Origin of the sequence: Pseudomonas sp. NGC7 (assembly GCF_047159675.1) — a bacterium.
In the GTDB taxonomy this organism is placed as follows: domain Bacteria; phylum Pseudomonadota; class Gammaproteobacteria; order Pseudomonadales; family Pseudomonadaceae; genus Aquipseudomonas; species Aquipseudomonas kermanshahensis.
The window spans coordinates 348,444-364,251 of record NZ_BAAFZY010000001.1; the positions used below are offsets into that span (position 1 = coordinate 348,444).

General features: G+C 62.9%; 15 protein-coding genes. 6 read left to right on the top strand and 9 right to left on the bottom strand.

What is annotated here, in order from left to right:
* Positions 1-65: 65 nt before the first annotated feature.
* Positions 66-506, top strand: a complete 441-nt coding sequence (gene lysM / locus ACMCNM_RS01565) for a peptidoglycan-binding protein LysM (protein ID WP_186681870.1) — start codon at positions 66-68, stop codon at positions 504-506.
* A gap of 112 nt (positions 507-618) precedes the next feature.
* Here the strand turns inward: lysM and yrfG are convergent, their stop codons facing one another.
* Positions 619-1,281: a GMP/IMP nucleotidase gene (gene yrfG / locus ACMCNM_RS01570; RefSeq protein ID WP_027595199.1), complete on the bottom strand. Its 663-nt coding sequence runs from the start codon at positions 1,279-1,281 to the stop codon at positions 619-621.
* Positions 1,282-1,345: 64 nt separating this feature from the next.
* On the opposite strand from yrfG, the gene nudE reads away from it, so the two are divergent.
* Together nudE and cysQ are read left to right on the top strand one after the other, a co-directional pair.
* A complete protein-coding gene (gene nudE, locus ACMCNM_RS01575) occupies positions 1,346-1,912 on the top strand; it encodes an ADP compounds hydrolase NudE (protein ID WP_186681872.1) in 567 nt (188 codons plus the stop codon).
* The gene (cysQ, locus tag ACMCNM_RS01580; RefSeq protein ID WP_412763833.1) at positions 1,909-2,745 is read left to right on the top strand and encodes a 3'(2'),5'-bisphosphate nucleotidase CysQ; all 837 of its coding nucleotides are present in this window, start codon (positions 1,909-1,911) and stop codon (positions 2,743-2,745) included. The genes nudE and cysQ overlap by 4 nt, the downstream gene beginning before the upstream one ends.
* Before the next feature lie 150 nt (positions 2,746-2,895).
* Here the strand turns inward: cysQ and ACMCNM_RS01585 are convergent, their stop codons facing one another.
* From ACMCNM_RS01585 to rfbB, 7 genes are read right to left on the bottom strand one after another with little or no spacing between them, the layout of a single operon-like run.
* Entirely contained in the window at positions 2,896-3,351 is a 456-nt protein-coding gene (locus ACMCNM_RS01585) for a YiiD C-terminal domain-containing protein (RefSeq protein WP_027595202.1), read from the bottom strand.
* A complete protein-coding gene (locus ACMCNM_RS01590) occupies positions 3,348-4,757 on the bottom strand; it encodes a sigma-54-dependent transcriptional regulator (protein WP_027595203.1) in 1,410 nt (469 codons plus the stop codon). Before ACMCNM_RS01590 ends, ACMCNM_RS01585 begins: the two co-directional genes overlap by 4 nt.
* Positions 4,754-6,568 (bottom strand): sensor histidine kinase, encoded by a 1,815-nt coding sequence (locus ACMCNM_RS01595; protein WP_027595204.1) that lies wholly within the window; start codon positions 6,566-6,568, stop codon positions 4,754-4,756. Before ACMCNM_RS01595 ends, ACMCNM_RS01590 begins: the two co-directional genes overlap by 4 nt.
* Positions 6,569-6,606: 38 nt before the next feature.
* Positions 6,607-7,545, bottom strand: coding sequence for a dTDP-4-dehydrorhamnose reductase (gene rfbD, locus ACMCNM_RS01600; protein WP_412765897.1), 939 nt, complete (start codon positions 7,543-7,545; stop codon positions 6,607-6,609).
* Positions 7,464-8,009, bottom strand: coding sequence for a dTDP-4-dehydrorhamnose 3,5-epimerase (gene rfbC / locus ACMCNM_RS01605; protein WP_412763834.1), 546 nt, complete (start codon positions 8,007-8,009; stop codon positions 7,464-7,466). Before rfbC ends, rfbD begins: the two co-directional genes overlap by 82 nt.
* A complete protein-coding gene (rfbA, locus tag ACMCNM_RS01610) occupies positions 8,006-8,881 on the bottom strand; it encodes a glucose-1-phosphate thymidylyltransferase RfbA (protein WP_186681880.1) in 876 nt (291 codons plus the stop codon). Before rfbA ends, rfbC begins: the two co-directional genes overlap by 4 nt.
* Positions 8,878-9,960 (bottom strand): dTDP-glucose 4,6-dehydratase, encoded by a 1,083-nt coding sequence (gene rfbB / locus ACMCNM_RS01615; protein WP_412763835.1) that lies wholly within the window; start codon positions 9,958-9,960, stop codon positions 8,878-8,880. The genes rfbA and rfbB overlap by 4 nt, the downstream gene beginning before the upstream one ends.
* 266 nt (positions 9,961-10,226) lie before the next feature.
* Here rfbB and aguA point away from each other — a divergent pair, with 266 nt between their 5' ends.
* Both aguA and ACMCNM_RS01625 read left to right on the top strand, forming a co-directional pair.
* Entirely contained in the window at positions 10,227-11,333 is a 1,107-nt protein-coding gene (aguA, locus tag ACMCNM_RS01620) for an agmatine deiminase (RefSeq protein WP_027595209.1), read from the top strand.
* Positions 11,334-11,528: 195 nt separating this feature from the next.
* Positions 11,529-11,726, top strand: coding sequence for a hypothetical protein (locus ACMCNM_RS01625; RefSeq protein WP_027595210.1), 198 nt, complete (start codon positions 11,529-11,531; stop codon positions 11,724-11,726).
* Positions 11,727-11,843: 117 nt separating this feature from the next.
* Here ACMCNM_RS01625 and ACMCNM_RS01630 read toward each other — a convergent pair whose 3' ends face one another.
* The gene (locus ACMCNM_RS01630) at positions 11,844-13,928 is read right to left on the bottom strand and encodes a TonB-dependent receptor (RefSeq protein ID WP_186703132.1); all 2,085 of its coding nucleotides are present in this window, start codon (positions 13,926-13,928) and stop codon (positions 11,844-11,846) included.
* Between the two features lie 469 nt (positions 13,929-14,397).
* Here ACMCNM_RS01630 and ACMCNM_RS01635 point away from each other — a divergent pair, with 469 nt between their 5' ends.
* Positions 14,398-15,717, top strand: coding sequence for an OprD family porin (locus ACMCNM_RS01635; RefSeq protein WP_027595212.1), 1,320 nt, complete (start codon positions 14,398-14,400; stop codon positions 15,715-15,717).
* Positions 15,718-15,808: the final 91 nt, after the last annotated feature.

Here is a 15,808-nt window from a genome sequence, read left to right on the forward strand (position 1 = left end):
GGGGCAGGCCGAGCAATCCTGGCCTAGACTCCTGGCTCCGAGGTTTTATCAACAAGGAGAACGCAATGAGCCTGTTCAGTTTTGTGAAGGAAGCCGGCGAGAAGTTGATCGACCTGCTGACTCCCGGCAATGCCAATGCCGAGGAGCAGCTCAAGGAGCATGTGCAAAAGGTTGGCCTGGGTAATCCGAACATCACCGCCACTGTAGAAGGCGACAAGATCATCCTCAAGGGTGAGGTGGCCAGCCAGGAGGAGAAGGAGAAGATCATTCTGGCGGCGGGCAACATCAGTGGTGTGGCCAGCGTTGACGATCAGATCAAGGTAACAGGGCCAGTCGTTCAGGCTGCGCGGTTCGTTACCGTTAAAAAGGGTGACACCCTTTCAGCCATTGCCCTAGTCGTGTATGGCAATGGCAACCAGTACAACAAGATCTTCGAGGCGAACAAGCCGATGCTCACGCACCCGGACAAGATCTACCCGGGGCAGGTGTTGCGTATTCCGGACTGATAGATCTCTGTAGGCTGTGCCGGCCCTTTCGCGGGGCAAGCCCGCTCCCACAGGTATCCCGCAACACTGCAGTTTTGCGGGATACCTGTGGGCTTGCCCCGCGAAAGGGCCCTCACAGGCCTGCCAGCAAATCCCGGTAATCCTCGACCGCTGCAAACTCCTGGGTGTCGCGAGGTGCCGCCTGGCTATCGGGCTGGCGCACTGCCAGCAAATGCCCCACGCCAAACCGCTGGGCACTGCGCAAAATCGCCAGGGTGTCATCGATGAACAGGCTGCGCGCAGGCTCAAAGCCGATATCCGCCTGCAAGGCATCCCAAAACTGTGGGCTCTCTTTCGGGTAGCCATAATCATGCGAACTGATCAGCCGCTCGAAATACGGCGCCAGTTCCACCCGCTCCAGCTTCAGTGACAGCGAGTCACGGTGGGCATTGGTGATCATCACCACGCGTTTGCCTGCCTGACGGATGGCGGCCAGGAAGGTGTCGGCGTCGGGGCGCAGGGCGATCAGGTCGGCGATCTCGCGTTTCAGTTCGCGGATCGGCAGCTTCAGTTCACGGCTCCAGAAGTCCAGGCAATACCAGTTGAGCGTGCCAGCATTGCGCTCGAACAAAGGCTGCAGCTCCATTTCCGCCATGGCTCGGCTCACGCCATGCAGCTCGGCATAGCGCTGGGGCAGGTGCTCCAGCCAGAAGCGGTTGTCGTAGTGCAGGTCGAGCAGCGTGCCGTCCATGTCCAGCAGGACAGTATCGATGGCAGACCAGGGAAGAACAGGCATGGGAAACTCTCGTTCAGTCGGCTAGCCACGGTATAGTAACCCGTTCACGCCAAGGAGCTGCCCCATGCGCCAGAAACCCACCGTCCTTAACCGCGAAATCGTCGCCAGCAGCCGCCTGTTCCGCGTCGAGGCCGTGCAATTGCGCTTCAGTAACGGTGCCGAGCGCACGTATGAACGCTTGGTCGGCCGGGGCAATGGTTACGGGGCGGTGATGATCGTGGCCATGCTCGATGCCGAGCATGCCGTGCTGGTCGAGGAGTACTGCGGCGGCACGGACGAATACGAGCTGTCGCTGCCCAAGGGCTTGATCGAGCCAGGCGAAGACGTGCTGGCAGCGGCGGACCGCGAACTCAAGGAAGAAGCCGGCTTTGGTGCGCGGCAGCTGGAACACCTAACCGAGTTGTCGCTGTCGCCGGGCTACATGAGCCAGAAGATTCAGGTGGTGCTGGCCACCGACCTGTATGAAGAACGCCTTGAGGGCGACGAACCAGAGCCCATGGGCGTCGACAAGGTCAACCTGCGCGAGCTGTCGGCGCTGGCCATGCACCCGCAATTTACCGAGGGCCGTGCCTTGGCGGCGCTGTACCTGGCGCGCGATCTGCTGATGCAGCGGGGGCTGCTGGAGCTATGAACGACCTGCAACTGATGCACGAAGTGGTCAAGCTGGCCCATCTGGCGGGCGAGGCGATTCTGCCGTTCTGGCGGGCCGACGTGGCGGTGACCAACAAGGCTGATGATTCCCCGGTGACCGCCGCCGACCTGGCCGCCCACCGCATCATCGCTGATGGCCTGCTGGCGCTGGCGCCACAGATCCCGGTGCTGTCCGAGGAGGACTGCAACATTTCGCTGGTCGAGCGCCAGGGCTGGAGCCGCTGGTGGCTGGTCGACCCGCTGGACGGCACCAAGGAATTCATTGCGGGCAGTGAAGAGTTCACGGTCAACATCGCCCTGATCGAAAACGGCGTGGTGGTGTTTGGCGTGGTCTCGATGCCGACCAACGGGCGCTGCTACTTGGGTGGGCGCCAGTTGGGTGCGTGGCGTGCCGAGGCGGGGGAAGCTGCCCAGCCAATCCAGGTGCGTAACGCACCGCCTGCCGAAGGCCGTTTCACGGTGGTGGCCAGCCGTCGCCATTCCAGCCCCGAGCAAGAGGCGCTGTTGGCAGGGTTAGGGGCGGCGCTGGGTGAGCTGGACCTGGCCAATATCGGCAGCTCGCTGAAGTTCTGCCTGCTGGCCGAAGGCAGCGCCGATTGCTACCCGCGCCTGGCGCCGACGTCGCAGTGGGATACCGCCGCTGCACAGGGCGTATTGGAGGGGGCCGGTGGCGAGGTGATTGGGCTGGATGGCCAGCCGTTCACCTACCCGGCGCGTGAATCCCTGCTCAATCCATTCTTCCTGGCCTTGCCCCGCACAGCCGCCTGGCGCCAAGCCTTGATCGATCTGGCGTGTAAAGAACAAAACGCTTAACCCCGCGCCTCATGATCCTGTGGGAGCGGGTTTACCCGCGAAGAAGCCAAACCGGTTTCTGGCACCGGCTTCGCCGGTGTTCGCGGGTAAACCCGCTCCCACAGAGCCCCTGCTAGGTCAGCAGGCGTTGTTTCGGTCCATGCGTGTGCGTCAGCGGTGCAGCACGTACTGGCCGCTGAATTTCACGGCAGGCTCGTCACTGCCGGCATTGCTGACGGTGGTTTCCAGCGTCAAACGCGCCCGGCCGCGGCGCTGGTACATCGCCACGAAGCGTTCCCAAGCCTTCTCGTCCGGCGCCGCACAACGGGCCACCGCCGCGCCGGTGACCGGCAGCGGATAGCTGATCTGCCCTTCCTGAATGACGATATGCCCGTCATCAATGCCCAGCTCGCGCAAGCGCAGGTGCAGCCACCCCCAACCCACCAGCACCGCGGCGCAGTACAGGCTGCCGCCGAACATGGTGCTCTTGTGGTTGACGTTGGCTGCCAGCGGCAGTTGCAGGCGCAGGGTGTGCTGTTGCCAATCGATGACCTCCAGGCCCATTTCGCGGGTCAGAGGGATGTCGCTGTGCAGTACGGATTGCAGGTACTGGCTGTCGCTGCTCATGGACGGTTGTCCTCCTGGTCGTCGTGCCCGCCACTGCCACCGTCAAAATTGAGGCTGTGTTTGCGTAATTTGTCATGCAGGGTCTTGCGGGGGATGCCCAGCGCTTCGGCCAGGCTGCGCATCGAGCTGTGCGGCTGGGCAAGCTCGGCGGCGATCAGCGAGCGCTCGAACTGTTCGACCTGTTCGCTGAGGTTGCCGGTCAATACCGCCGCCGTGGGCGTTGCCGCAGCGGGCGCCTGGCCGTCGAGGGCAAGCTCCAGGCCAAGGGCGAAGCGCTCGGCGACGTTCTGTAGCTCACGCACGTTGCCCGGCCAGTCGTGGCGCAGCAATAAGGCGCGCTGGGCCGGCTGCAGGGTGTGCGGCGGCAAGCCGTGGCGCTGGCTGGCGGCGTCGGCAAAGTGCTGGAACAACACCAAAATGTCATCGCCGCGCTCGCGCAGCGGGGGGATGCGCAGCGGCGCCACGTTCAGGCGGTAATACAGGTCGGCCCGGAAGCGCCCTTGGTCAGCGGACTGACGCAGGTCTTCCTTGGTGGCGGCGATGATGCGGATATCCAACGGGATCAACTGGTTGCCGCCCAGGCGTTCGACCACCCGCTCCTGCAGCATGCGCAGCAGCTTCACCTGAACATCCAGGCTCATGCTCTCGATTTCATCGAGGAACAGCGTGCCGCCATTGGCGAATTCGAACTTGCCGATACGCCGCTTCTGCGCGCCGGTGAAGGCGCCGGGTTCGTGGCCAAACAGCTCGCTCTCGACCACCGATTCGGCCAATGCCCCGGCGTTGATGGCCACGAAGGGCCCGTCGCGGCGGCTAGAAAGGTCGTGCAGGGCGCGGGCCACCACCTCTTTGCCGGCGCCAGTCTCACCCAGAATCAGCACATCGGCACGGGTGCCGGCCAAAGCGCCGATCTGCTCACGCAGGCGTAGCATCGTCGGCGACTGGCCCACCAGGCGGGTGGCCAGTTGCTGGCGGTCGCTCAAGGCCAGGCGCAGGCTGCGGTTGTCCAGCACCAGGCGGCGCAGGGCCAGGGCGCGGCGCACGCTGTCGAGCAGGGCGTCGCTGGCGAACGGCTTTTCGAGGAAGTCATAGGCGCCGGCACGCATGGCCTGTACCGCCAGCGGCACATCGCCGTGGCCGGTAATCAGCAGCACGGGCAGTTCGCTGTCGCGGCCGTGCAGTTGCTCCAGCAGTTGCAGGCCATCGATGCCCGGCATGCGGATGTCGCTGACCACCACACCGGGCCAGTCGGCTTCGATGCGCTCGGCCAGGCCTTGGGCATCGGCCAGCGCCACCACCTTGAGCCCGGCAAGGTCCAGGGTCTGGCTCAGGGCTTGGCGCAGGTGCGGGTCGTCGTCGACCAGAATGACCTGGGCTTGGCTGTCGATCAGTGTCTCGGGGCTCATGCCGAGGGGTCCTCCGAATTGGGCAGGGTAGCGCCGGGTGCCGCCACGCGCAGTTGCAGGGTAAGCAGGGCACCGCCTTCTGGGTGGTTGGCCAGCAGCAGTTCGCCGCCCAGGGCGCGCATCAGGCTTTCGCAGATGGCCAGCCCCAGGCCAAGGCCCTGGGTGCGGGTCTTGGTGGTGAAGAACGGCTCTTTGGCATGCTCCAGTGCCTGGCGGCTGAAGCCCGGGCCGTTGTCGCGGATGTACAGGTAGACGTAGCCATCGCGCTGTTCGGCACTCAGCCAGAGGCGGCGCGGGTTGGCCTTTTCGGTCAGGGCATCGAGGGCGTTGGCCAGCAGGTTGCCCAGCACTTGGCGCAGGCGGGTTTCGCCGGCTTGCACCCACAACGTGGCCTCTGGCAGGTCGCGGATCAGCTCGACGGCCATCGCCCGGCGGCGCTTGGCCAGCAGCGCCAGGGCGTCGTCCAGTGCCGGCTGCAGGGCCACGCTTTCCGGGGCGTGGCGGTCGCGGCGGGCGAAGGCGCGCAGGTGGGCGATGATCGAGGCCATGCGCCCGGTCAGCTCACCGATCAGCTTGAGGTTGCCGCGGGCGTCTTCGGTGCGCTGGTGGTCGAGCAGGATCTCGGCATTTTCGGCGTAGCTGCGGATGGCCGCCAGCGGCTGGTTGAGCTCGTGGCTGATGCTCGCCGACATGGTGCCCAGCACCGACAGCTTGCCGGCCTGGACCAATTCGTCCTGGGCCCGCACGGCCTCCTGCTGGGCGTTTTCACGTTCGAGCACGGCGCTCTTGAGGCGGGTGTTGAGGCCTTCAAGGTCGGCGGTACGTTCGGCGACGCGCTTTTCCAGCTCTTGACGGCCACGGGCCTCGAAGTCGATGCGGTCGATGTAATGCCGGCGCCGCTGCATCACCAGGCCGGCCAGCAGCACCAGCACCAGCAACGTGCCGGCGCCGATGGCCATCACCGTCTGCACCGAGCGGTCGACCAGGATGCGCGGGGCGAGGATGCTGACCTGCCAGCCGGTTTCCTTGATGTCGCGGGTCTGGGTGATCCACGCGTCCTGGTTCAGCACCAAGGGTTGCGGGGCCTGGGTCGGGTACGGCTGGATGGCGATGATCGCCTGGCGCTCGGCCTCGGTCAGCGCGCGGGTGGCGCGGAAACGCCAGTCCGGCCGAGAGGTGAGGATGACCACGCCGTTATGGTCGGTCAGCAACAGTTGCTCGGGGGTACGGCCCCAGAGGGTTTCGGTGTGGTCGAGGTCGACCTTGACCACTAGCACGCCCACGATCCGCTCGCGGTCGCGCACGGCGGCGGCGAAGAAGTAGCCACGCTTGGCCGAGGTGGTGCCCTGGCCAAAGAAGCGCCCCAGGTGGCCGGCCATGGCTTCGTTGAAGTAGGGGCGGAAGGCGAAGTTGCGACCGACGAAACTGTCGTGCTTGTCCCAATTGGAGGCGGCCAGGGTATTGCCGCTGACGTCCATCAGGTACATGACCTCGGCACCGGTCTGCTGGACGATGTCCTTGAGCAGGCGGTTGGCGTTGGTCACCGCTTCCAGGCGGAACGGGTCGGCCAGCACGCCGCGCAGCGCCGGTAGGTCGCCGAGGATTTGCGGCAGGGTTTCGTAGCGGTGCAGGGTGCCCAGCAGGTTGGCGACGTACAGGTCGAGGGTCTGGCGATTCTGCGAGGCCAGCTCTTCCTGGTAATAGCGCTCGGCCAGATGATGCAGCGGCCACAGCAGTGGGATCAGGCACACGGCCAGCAGGGCCAGGCTGCGCCAGCGGGGACGGCGTGGGGGCGTGGGTTTCGCGATCATCAGGTCAATGCGCCAGAAAAGTCTGACGCAATTATGCGCTACTTGAGGCAGTCGATCAGCGCCTGCTGCCAGTGCGGCAGGCTGATGTGCCATTGCTGGGCCAAGCGTGAGCAGTCCAAGCGTGAATTGAGTGGCCTGCGGGCGGGTGTGGGGTATTCGCTGGACGGGATCGGCTGCAGTTCGGCACAGGGTAACCCTTGCGCCCGCAACTGCTCGGCGATCGCCTGGGCGAAACCGAACCACGAGGTCTCACCTTGCGCAGTGAGGTGGTAGGTGCCCCAGTCGCCAGCCTGCCCAGCGTGCCAGCGCTCGATCAGCGTGCGGGTGCTGGCGGCAAGGGTAACGGCAGATGTCGGCGCGCCAATCTGGTCGTTTACCACGCGCAGTTGGGGTTTTTCCTGCAGCAGGCGCTGCATTGTCAGCAGGAAGTTGCGCCCATACAACGAATAGACCCAGCTGGTGCGCAGGATCAGGTGCTGGCCGGCCACCGCAGTAATCGCCTGCTCGCCGGCCAGTTTGCTGTGGCCATAAACCCCCAGGGGGTTGGGCGTGTCTTGTTCGGTATAGGGCGTGGCCTTGCTGCCGTCGAAGACGTAGTCGGTGGAGTAGTGGATGAGCGGCGCACCCAGCTGTGCTGCTTCTTCGGCGAGCACGCGGGGGCCATGGGCATTGATTGCAAAGGCCAGCTCGGGCTCTTGTTCGGCCTGGTCCACCGCCGTGTAGGCAGCAGCGTTTATGATCAGGTCGGGGGCGAGCCGGCGCAGCGGCTCGCGCAGGGCCTCGGGCTGTGCAAGGTCGAGGTGCTCGCGGCCAAGCACGTGTAGCTCGCCAAGCCCGGCCAACTGCGCCTGCAGCGCTTGGGCAACCTGGCCATTACGGCCGCAGACGACGATTTTCATGGCAGCAGTTGCGCCTCGCTCAGCGGTACGCCGACCTTGTCTTTGTCCGACAGCACCGGCGGCCCCGCGAGTTGCCAGTCGATGGCCAGCTCAGTGTCGTCCCAGCGGATGCAACGGTCTGCGCCAGGGTTGTAGTAGTCCGTGGTCTTGTAGAGAAATTCGGCCGATTCGCTGACCACCGAGAAGCCGTGGGCGAACCCCGGTGGAATCCACAATTGCCGATGATTATCGGCCGACAGGTGCACCGCGACCCATTTGCCGAACGTGGGCGAGCTCTTGCGCACGTCCACGGCAATGTCGCGTATCTCGCCCTGTACCACCCGCACCAGTTTGCCCTGGGTGTTTTCCACCTGATAGTGCAGGCCGCGCAACACGCCTTTGACGGAGCGCGAGTGGTTGTCCTGGACAAAGCTCACGGTGACGCCGGTGTGCTTCGCGAATTCGCGGGCATTGAAGGCTTCGAAGAAGAAGCCACGGCTGTCACCGTATACCGTTGGCTCGATGATCAGTACGTCAGGGATCTCGGTGGGGATGATGTTCATGCAGACTCGTTTGCCAGTTTGCCCAGGTACTGACCGTAACCGGTCTTCTTGAGTTTTTCAGCCTTTGCCAGCAGCTGGTCACGGGTGATCCAGCCCTTGTTGAAGGCGATTTCTTCCAGGCAGGCCACTTTCAGCCCCTGGCGGTTCTCGATGGTTTGCACATATTGCGAGGCATCCAGCAGGCTCTCGTGGGTGCCGGTGTCGAGCCAGGCGAAGCCACGGCCAAAGCGCTCCACGCGCAAGTCGCCGCGCTTGAGGTAGGCATTGGTGACATCGGTGATCTCAAGCTCGCCGCGCTCCGAGGGGCGAATGCCTTTGGCGATTTCGACCACGTCGTTGTCGTAGAAGTACAGGCCCGTCACGGCATAGCTGGACTTGGGCTTGAGTGGCTTCTCTTCGATGGACAGCGCGTTGCCCTGCTCGTCGAACTCGACCACACCGAAGCGCTCCGGGTCCTTGACCCAATAGCCGAACACGGTGGCGCCGCTGGGGTGGCTGACCGCGCGCTGCAACTGTTCGGTGAAGCTCTGGCCATGGAAGATGTTGTCACCGAGGATGAGGCAGACCGAGTCGTCACCGATAAACTCCTCACCGATCAGGAATGCCTGGGCCAGGCCGTCGGGTGATGGCTGCTCGGCATAGCTGATGCGAATGCCGAACTGGCTGCCATCGCCGAACAGCTGGCGATACTGAGGCAGGTCCTGGGGCGTGGAGATCAGCAGGATGTCGCGGATATCGGCGAGCATCAGCACCGAGATCGGGTAGTAGATCATCGGCTTGTCATAAATCGGCAGCAGTTGCTTGGATACCCCGAGGGTGATGGGGTGCAGGCGGGTGCCGGATCCTCCGGCCAGGACGATGCCCTTGGTCATGCAATGAGCTCCTTGATGTCGGTATTGCCCAGGCGTTCCCCCTGGTAGCTGCCATCCTGGACATGGCGGCACCACTGCAGGTTATCCAGGTACCACTGCACGGTCTTGCGCAGCCCGGTGGCGAAGGTTTCCTGCGGTACCCAGCCCAGCTCCCGTTCGATCTTGCTGGCATCGATGGCATAGCGCAGGTCATGGCCGGGGCGGTCCTGAACGTAGGTGATCAGGTCTGCATAACGGGCCACGCCTTCAGGGTGCTGTGGCGCCAGCTCGTCGAGCAGGGCACAGATGGCGTGGACCACGTCGAGGTTCTTCTGCTCGTTGTGGCCGCCGATATTGTACGTTTCGCCGACCTCGCCGCGGCTCACCACCTCGAGCAACGCCCGGGCGTGGTCTTCGACGAACAGCCAGTCGCGAACCTGCTGGCCATTGCCGTACACCGGCAGTGGCTTGCCGGCCAGGGCATTGAGGATCATCAGCGGGATCAGCTTTTCAGGGAAATGGTACGGGCCGTAGTTGTTCGAGCAGTTGGTGATCAGTACCGGCAGGCCATACGTGCGGTGCCAGGCGCGTACCAGGTGGTCCGAGGCGGCCTTGCTCGCCGAATAGGGGGAGCTGGGCGCATACGGCGTGGTCTCGTGGAACAGGTCGTTGGCGCCATGCAGGTCGCCATACACTTCGTCGGTGGAGATATGGTGAAAGCGGAACGCACGGCGCTGCTCGGCAGGCAGGCGGCTCCACCAGGCACGGGTAGCTTCGAGCAGGGCATAGGTGCCGACGATATTGGTCTGGATGAACGCCGCCGGGCCGTCGATCGAACGGTCCACATGGGACTCGGCAGCCAGGTGCATGATTGCGTCGGGCTGGAAGCGCTCGAGTACGGCACTGACTGTCGCCGCATCAGCGATATCGGCCTGGACGAATTCGTAACGGGTATTGTTGGCGATGCTTTGCAGCGACTCGAGGTTGCCGGCGTAGGTCAGCTTGTCGAGGTTCAGCACTTCGTGTTCGGTGTTGTCGATCAGGTGACGGACCAGCGCCGAGCCAATGAAGCCGGCGCCGCCTGTGACGAGTATGCGCATCTCAAGTCGCCTCTGGTAAACCAAGTTCTATGGCATGCAGCCTAGCTGGTCGGCTAGGGTGGTGGCAGACAAATATCATGGCTTTGAGCGTGATTATGATGGATATGCCGATTGATATCGATCTAATAAGGGGTAAGGCTTTGCAGATCGGCTATTTTTGCTTTTAAAGCCGATATATATCGGTTATAAATTTGCCATCGCTGCTCCTACCCCCATCGACCAACGCCCCAGCGCACATCGGCTCAGGGCCTACGCAGAGGTTAACCATGAAAACCCTCAATTCTACCCCCCGTGCCGACGGCTTCCACATGCCCGCTGAATGGGCGCCGCAGACCCAGGTCTGGATGGTCTGGCCGGAGCGTTCGGACAACTGGCGCCTGGGTGGCAAACCGGCACAGGCCGCTCATGTGACATTGGCCAAGGCGATCGCCCGCTTCGAGCCAGTGACCGTGGGTGTTTCTGCTGGCCAGTACGAAAACGCACGCCGTCAGCTCGACCTGCCGAACATCCGCGTCGTGGAAATCAGCAATGACGACGCCTGGGTGCGCGACACCGGCCCGACCTTCGTCATCAACGACCAAGGCGAAGTGCGCGGCGTGGACTGGGGCTTCAATGCCTGGGGCGGCTTCGATGGCGGGCTCTACGCACCCTGGAACCGTGATGAGGAACTGGCCGCCAAGGTCTTGGAAATGGAGCGCTGCCAGCGCTACCAAACCGAGGGCTTCGTGCTGGAGGGTGGCTCGATCCACGTGGACGGCGAGGGCACGGTGATCACCACCGAAGAATGCCTGCTCAACCGTAACCGCAACCCGCACCTGGGCCGTGAGGAAATCGAAGCGGTCCTGCGTGAGCAGTTGGCCGTCGATACCGTGGTCTGGCTGCCGGACGGCCTGTACAACGACGAGACCGACGGCCACGTCGACAACTTCTGCTGTTACGTGCGCCCGGGCGAAGTGTTACTGGCTTGGACCGATGATTCCAACGACCCCAACTACGCCCGCTGCCACGCGGCAATGGACGTGTTGAAGAACACCCGCGACGCCAAAGGCCGTGAGTTCGTGGTGCACAAGATGCCGATCCCGGGCCCGCTGTACGCCACGGCTGAAGAGTGTGCTGGCGTCGACCAAGTGGCCGGTAGCCAGGAGCGCGACCCGTCGGTGCGCCTGGCCGGCTCGTATGTGAACTTCCTGATCGTCAATGGCGGCATCATCGCGCCGAGCTTCGATGACCCTGCCGATGCCCAGGCCAGAGCCATCCTGGCCGAGCTCTTCCCGGATCATGAAGTGGTCATGATCCCAGGCCGTGAATTGTTGTTGGGGGGCGGCAATATCCACTGCCTGACCCAGCAGCAGCCGGCGCCAGTCAAGCGCTGAGACCACCCTGAATAAAAAGGCCCGTCATACGACGGGCCTTTTTTTCGGGTGACCTTTCCAAGCGACGTCCGGCCGCCTGAGTGGCATACGTTTTGTATTGTTTTTCAATTAGATAGCTCGAATGGGTCGGGCTCTCTGATCTGTAACAATGCCTACGTAAATTAGCCGCTCACGGGCAAAGGAGTACGTGTGGAAATGAACGCAGCAAGTGAGTCGGCTTTGTGCCCATCGGCAGTTAACCACCCATCGCTCAAGCTGTTGGCGCAGTGGTTGAAGCACCATGGAAACATCCAGGTCAGGACGACCGACCCACGACGTTTGCTTGCCGGGCGATACCCGCAAGGGCTGATCAGTGAAGCAGAGATGCAGGCGCTGATGGCGGTGTGGCACTGATCTCATCGGTTTTACCGGTGCTGGCCCCTTCGCAGCACAAGGCTGCTCCTACAGGTGGCGCGCGATCCCTGTAGGCGCAGCCTTGTGCTGCGAAGAGGCCGGTACAGGCAACAAAGATCAGAAGCGGTAAGTGCTCGTCACCACAAGGCTCCGCGGGTCGCCCACCTGGATCTGCGCCGCACTGGTCGCCGAGCTGTAGTAGGTCTTGTCGGCAATGTTGTTCAACGCCGCCCGCACATCCCAGTCGTGGGTGCGGTAGCCAGCCAGCGCATCCCAGCGGCCGTAGCCTGGCAACACCGTGGTGTTCTGGTTATCGGCATAACGCTCACCCACCAACGTCAAGCCGGTCTCGGCGTACCAGCCCAATTCCGGTTTCCAGGTCACGAACAGGCTGGCATTACGCTTGGCCACGTCGTTGATGCGGTTGCCTTCCTGGTTATTGTTGTCTTTGACGATGGTCGCATCCTGCAGGCCGATGCCCCCGCGCACGTACCAGTTGCCGACGATATTGCCGGTGGCGGTCAGCTCGATGCCTCGGGAACGTTGCAAGCCGCTGAGCAGGGTGATTTCCGGGTTTTCCGGGTCACGCGTGCGGCGGTTGTACAGCTCCAGTTCATACACGGCGAGGGTGGTGGTGAGGCGCTGGTCGAACCAGTCGCTCTTGACCCCGATCTCCTTCTGGCGGGTCAGCTCTGGCCCGGTGTCGTTGGTGTTGCCCGGCGCGCCGGGGGTGATGCCGATCAGGCCACCGCCCACTGGCGAGAAGGTCTTGCTCCACGATGCATAGAAGGAGTGGTCTCGCCACGGCGTGTAGACCACACCCAGGCGCGGGCTGGTGGTGTTGCTGTCCTGCGGCTCGGTCAGGCCATCCTTGTTGGTGGTCTCTACCTCGAACTGGTCGAAACGCACGCCGGCGAGCACCTGCCATTGATCGTTCAGGCGGACCTGGTCTTGCAGGTAGAGGCCACGGCTTTGGACCACGGTGTGGTTGTCGCTCGACAGCAACATTGGGCCCGTGTGCTGCCGGCTGCGGTCGGGGTTGCCAACGTCCAGGCTGGGCACACTATTAGGCGCAGCGGTGTACAGGGTCGGGTCACGCCGTTGGCTGCCGAACTCCAAGCCCACCAACAGCTTGTGCTCCAGCCCCACGGTAGTGAAGTCGCCCTCGGCTTCGAGGTTGTTGAACAGGTTGCGGGTGTTCAGGTCCTGTTGCCAGCGCTGGCGGGTGACAGTGTTGGTGCTGGCGTTGTAGCCCGTCGCATAGGTGTTGTCGAACTCGCTGTCGAGCTTGAACAGGCCGAGGGTGTGGCGCAGTTGCCAGGTTTCGTTCAGCTGGTAGTTGAGCCGCGAGCGCAGCGACTGGGCGCGGTCATCGATGTAGTCGCGCTGGGTATCGCTGTAGGTGGTGCTGCGGCTGACGTCGGCGGGGCGGCCATTGACCCCGGGGATACCGCGGTCTGGTGTGCGGTTGTAGCGGCTGTATTCGTACTGCACCAGCCAGTTCAGGTCGGGCGAGAGCTGCCAGCTCATCGACGGGGCGAACAGCTGGCGGCTGCCATCGATGCCGTCGCGGAAGCTGTTGTTGTCCTGGTTGCCCAGGTTCAGGCGCAGGCTGATGGTATCGCTGGGGTCGGCGCTGAGGTCGGCGTACAGGCTGCGCAAATCTTCGCTGCCGCCTTGCGCCTCGATGCTCGAACGGCGGCCGTGCTCCGGCGCCTTGCTGACGCGGTTGACGATGCCACCCTGGCTGCCGCGGCCATACAACACCGCAGCGGGCCCTTTGAGCACCTCGACCCGCTCGATGTTGTTGAGGTCGCGGATGTACTGGCTGTCGTCGCGAATGCCGTCCAGGTAGAAGTCGTTGCTGGCCTCGAAGCCGCGGATGCGCACGCTGTCGAAGCGCGTGTCGGCGCCGCTGCTGACGTTGGGGATGCCCTCAAGTGCCTTGCCCAGGGTGTTGTTGCCGTAGTCCAGCACGTTGGCGGTCTTGACCGTGTCGATGGCCTGGGGCACGTAGCGCACGGGGGTCGAGGTGCGCGTCGCGGTACTGACTTCCTTGACCCGCGGGTTGTCCTCCTCGCGCTCGCCTTCGGCAGTCACTGACATTTCCGGCAGGGTGGTGGTGGCGGCGGTGGCAAGGCTGGCGCTGAACAGCAGCGACAGGCCAAGCGTCAGCGGAGAGAGGCGGCAGGGTACAAGCATGGAGGCATCCGGACCGTGGCAGGTGAGAAAGGGTGCGAATGGTAATGCTTGCTATTTACTGTTGCTTGGGTATTTGTAAAGGGTTGTCTTTACATATGTATCACTTTGTAACTGCCGCTGTTGTATGCTCCGCGCCCATGAAAGCTGCCGGGTTGGTCAAAGCGACATTTCTGACAGAAGAAAAAATGCCCTCTGATAGGGCCAACAGGCATGGAAATGCACCAGCGGCCTGGGGAATTTTGGTTATATCAACCTGCATTTCACGATTTTTTGACATTTGTAATCGCACACCGCTAGGATTCGGCCAACGCCTGCTGGCCATGACATGGCCATGCTGCTGTAAAAGGCCACCGTGCGATTGCCGGCAAGCCTTTCAGTCTGGATCCGCATAGCGTCGAACCTACGAAGGGGCGTTGGTTCCTGGCGTCATATTGCGAAGCGTTTTTGATTAAGAAATAAGGAAAACAACATGTTGAAAACCAGGATCAGCCTGGTCGCACTGGCAATGATCGCCGCGACCCAGGCCCAGGCCAATGAGCAGGCCGACAGCAAGGGCTTCATCGAAGACAGCCACGCCAACGTTCTGCTGCGCAACGCCTACATCAACCGTGACAAGAAGCACGGTACCGATGACCAGATCGAATGGGGCCAAGGCGTCATCGCCAACTTCTCCTCCGGTTTCACCCAGGGCACCGTCGGTGTCGGCGTCGACGCATTCGGCCTGTACGCCTTGCGTCTGGACGGCGGCAAAGGCCACAACGGTGGCGGCGGCGTCGACTTCTTCAAACCGCACGACACCAAGAACGCCGACGGCAACGCCAGCTCGCCACATAACCTGGCCCGTGGCGGCGCAGCCGTGAAATTCCGCATCTCCAACACCGTGCTCAAGTACGGTGACCAGATGCCAGCACTGCCTGTGCTGCAGTACGACGATGCACGTCTGCTGCCAGAAAGCTTCACCGGTACCCTGATCACTTCCAAAGAAATCCAGGGCCTGGAACTGAACGCCGGCCGCTTCACCCAAGAAGCGCGCAAAAGTGCCGAGCGTCGTGACGGTGGTGGCCTGAAGTCGATCAACGTCTTCGGTGGTAGCTACAAGTTCACCGACAACTTCACCGCTTCGCTGTACACCGCAGACAACGAAGACGTGATGCAGAAGCACTACCTGGGCATGAACTATGTCTTCCCGATCGCCAGCGACCAGTCCCTGACCCTGGACTTCAACGGCTACAAGTCGGACATCAACAACAAGTTCGTCAAAGCGGCCGAGCTCAATGGTGACTCCAACACCATCTGGAGCCTGGCGGCGACCTACGCCTACGGTGCGCACTCGTTCACCATCGCTCACCAGCGCAGCACTGGCAGCACCGGTTACAACTACGGCTTCTACCAGAACGCCGGTGGCGTGGGTGACGGTGGTTCGACCATCTACCTGGCCAACTCGTACTGGTCTGACTTCAACGCCGAAGACGAGCGCTCCTGGCAGCTGGGCTACGGCCTGGACTTCGGCGCCTACGGCGTACCGGGCCTGACCTACAAGCTGGCCTACGTAGTGGGTGACAACATCAACACCCGCAACGTCGCCAACCCGCAAGGTTTCGGTGAAGGTAAAGAGCGCGAAATCTTCAACCAGATCCGTTACGTGGTTCAAGACGGCCCGGCCAAAGACCTGTCGGTCAAGCTGCGCAGCTCGTTCGTACGCACCAACAATGCCGTACAGCAGAACGGCTACAACGACGACGGTAACGAAGTCCGCGTATTCGTCGAGTACCCGATCAGCATCTTCTGATCGCATGGCCTCGGGGCTGCTTTGCAGCCCATCGCGGGCAAGCCCGCTCCTACAGAGATTTGCGTTGTACGTGTGGGAGCGGCCTTGCGCC

Excerpts from the sequence above, each read along its gene's own strand:
- cysQ (WP_412763833.1), top strand. The coding sequence starts at position 1,909 with ATGAACGACCTGCAACTGATGCACGAAGTGGTCAAGCTGGCCCATCTG.
- lysM (WP_186681870.1), top strand. The coding sequence starts at position 66 with ATGAGCCTGTTCAGTTTTGTGAAGGAAGCCGGCGAGAAGTTGATCGAC.
- nudE (WP_186681872.1), top strand. The coding sequence starts at position 1,346 with ATGCGCCAGAAACCCACCGTCCTTAACCGCGAAATCGTCGCCAGCAGC.
- ACMCNM_RS01590 (WP_027595203.1), bottom strand. The coding sequence starts at position 4,757 with ATGAGCCCCGAGACACTGATCGACAGCCAAGCCCAGGTCATTCTGGTC.
- rfbA (WP_186681880.1), bottom strand. The coding sequence starts at position 8,881 with ATGACCAAGGGCATCGTCCTGGCCGGAGGATCCGGCACCCGCCTGCAC.
- aguA (WP_027595209.1), top strand. The coding sequence starts at position 10,227 with ATGAAAACCCTCAATTCTACCCCCCGTGCCGACGGCTTCCACATGCCC.
- ACMCNM_RS01630 (WP_186703132.1), bottom strand. The coding sequence starts at position 13,928 with ATGCTTGTACCCTGCCGCCTCTCTCCGCTGACGCTTGGCCTGTCGCTG.
- rfbB (WP_412763835.1), bottom strand. The coding sequence starts at position 9,960 with ATGCGCATACTCGTCACAGGCGGCGCCGGCTTCATTGGCTCGGCGCTG.
- ACMCNM_RS01595 (WP_027595204.1), bottom strand. The coding sequence starts at position 6,568 with ATGATCGCGAAACCCACGCCCCCACGCCGTCCCCGCTGGCGCAGCCTG.
- yrfG (WP_027595199.1), bottom strand. The coding sequence starts at position 1,281 with ATGCCTGTTCTTCCCTGGTCTGCCATCGATACTGTCCTGCTGGACATG.
- ACMCNM_RS01585 (WP_027595202.1), bottom strand. The coding sequence starts at position 3,351 with ATGAGCAGCGACAGCCAGTACCTGCAATCCGTACTGCACAGCGACATC.
- ACMCNM_RS01635 (WP_027595212.1), top strand. The coding sequence starts at position 14,398 with ATGTTGAAAACCAGGATCAGCCTGGTCGCACTGGCAATGATCGCCGCG.
- rfbC (WP_412763834.1), bottom strand. The coding sequence starts at position 8,009 with ATGAACATCATCCCCACCGAGATCCCTGACGTACTGATCATCGAGCCA.
- ACMCNM_RS01625 (WP_027595210.1), top strand. The coding sequence starts at position 11,529 with ATGAACGCAGCAAGTGAGTCGGCTTTGTGCCCATCGGCAGTTAACCAC.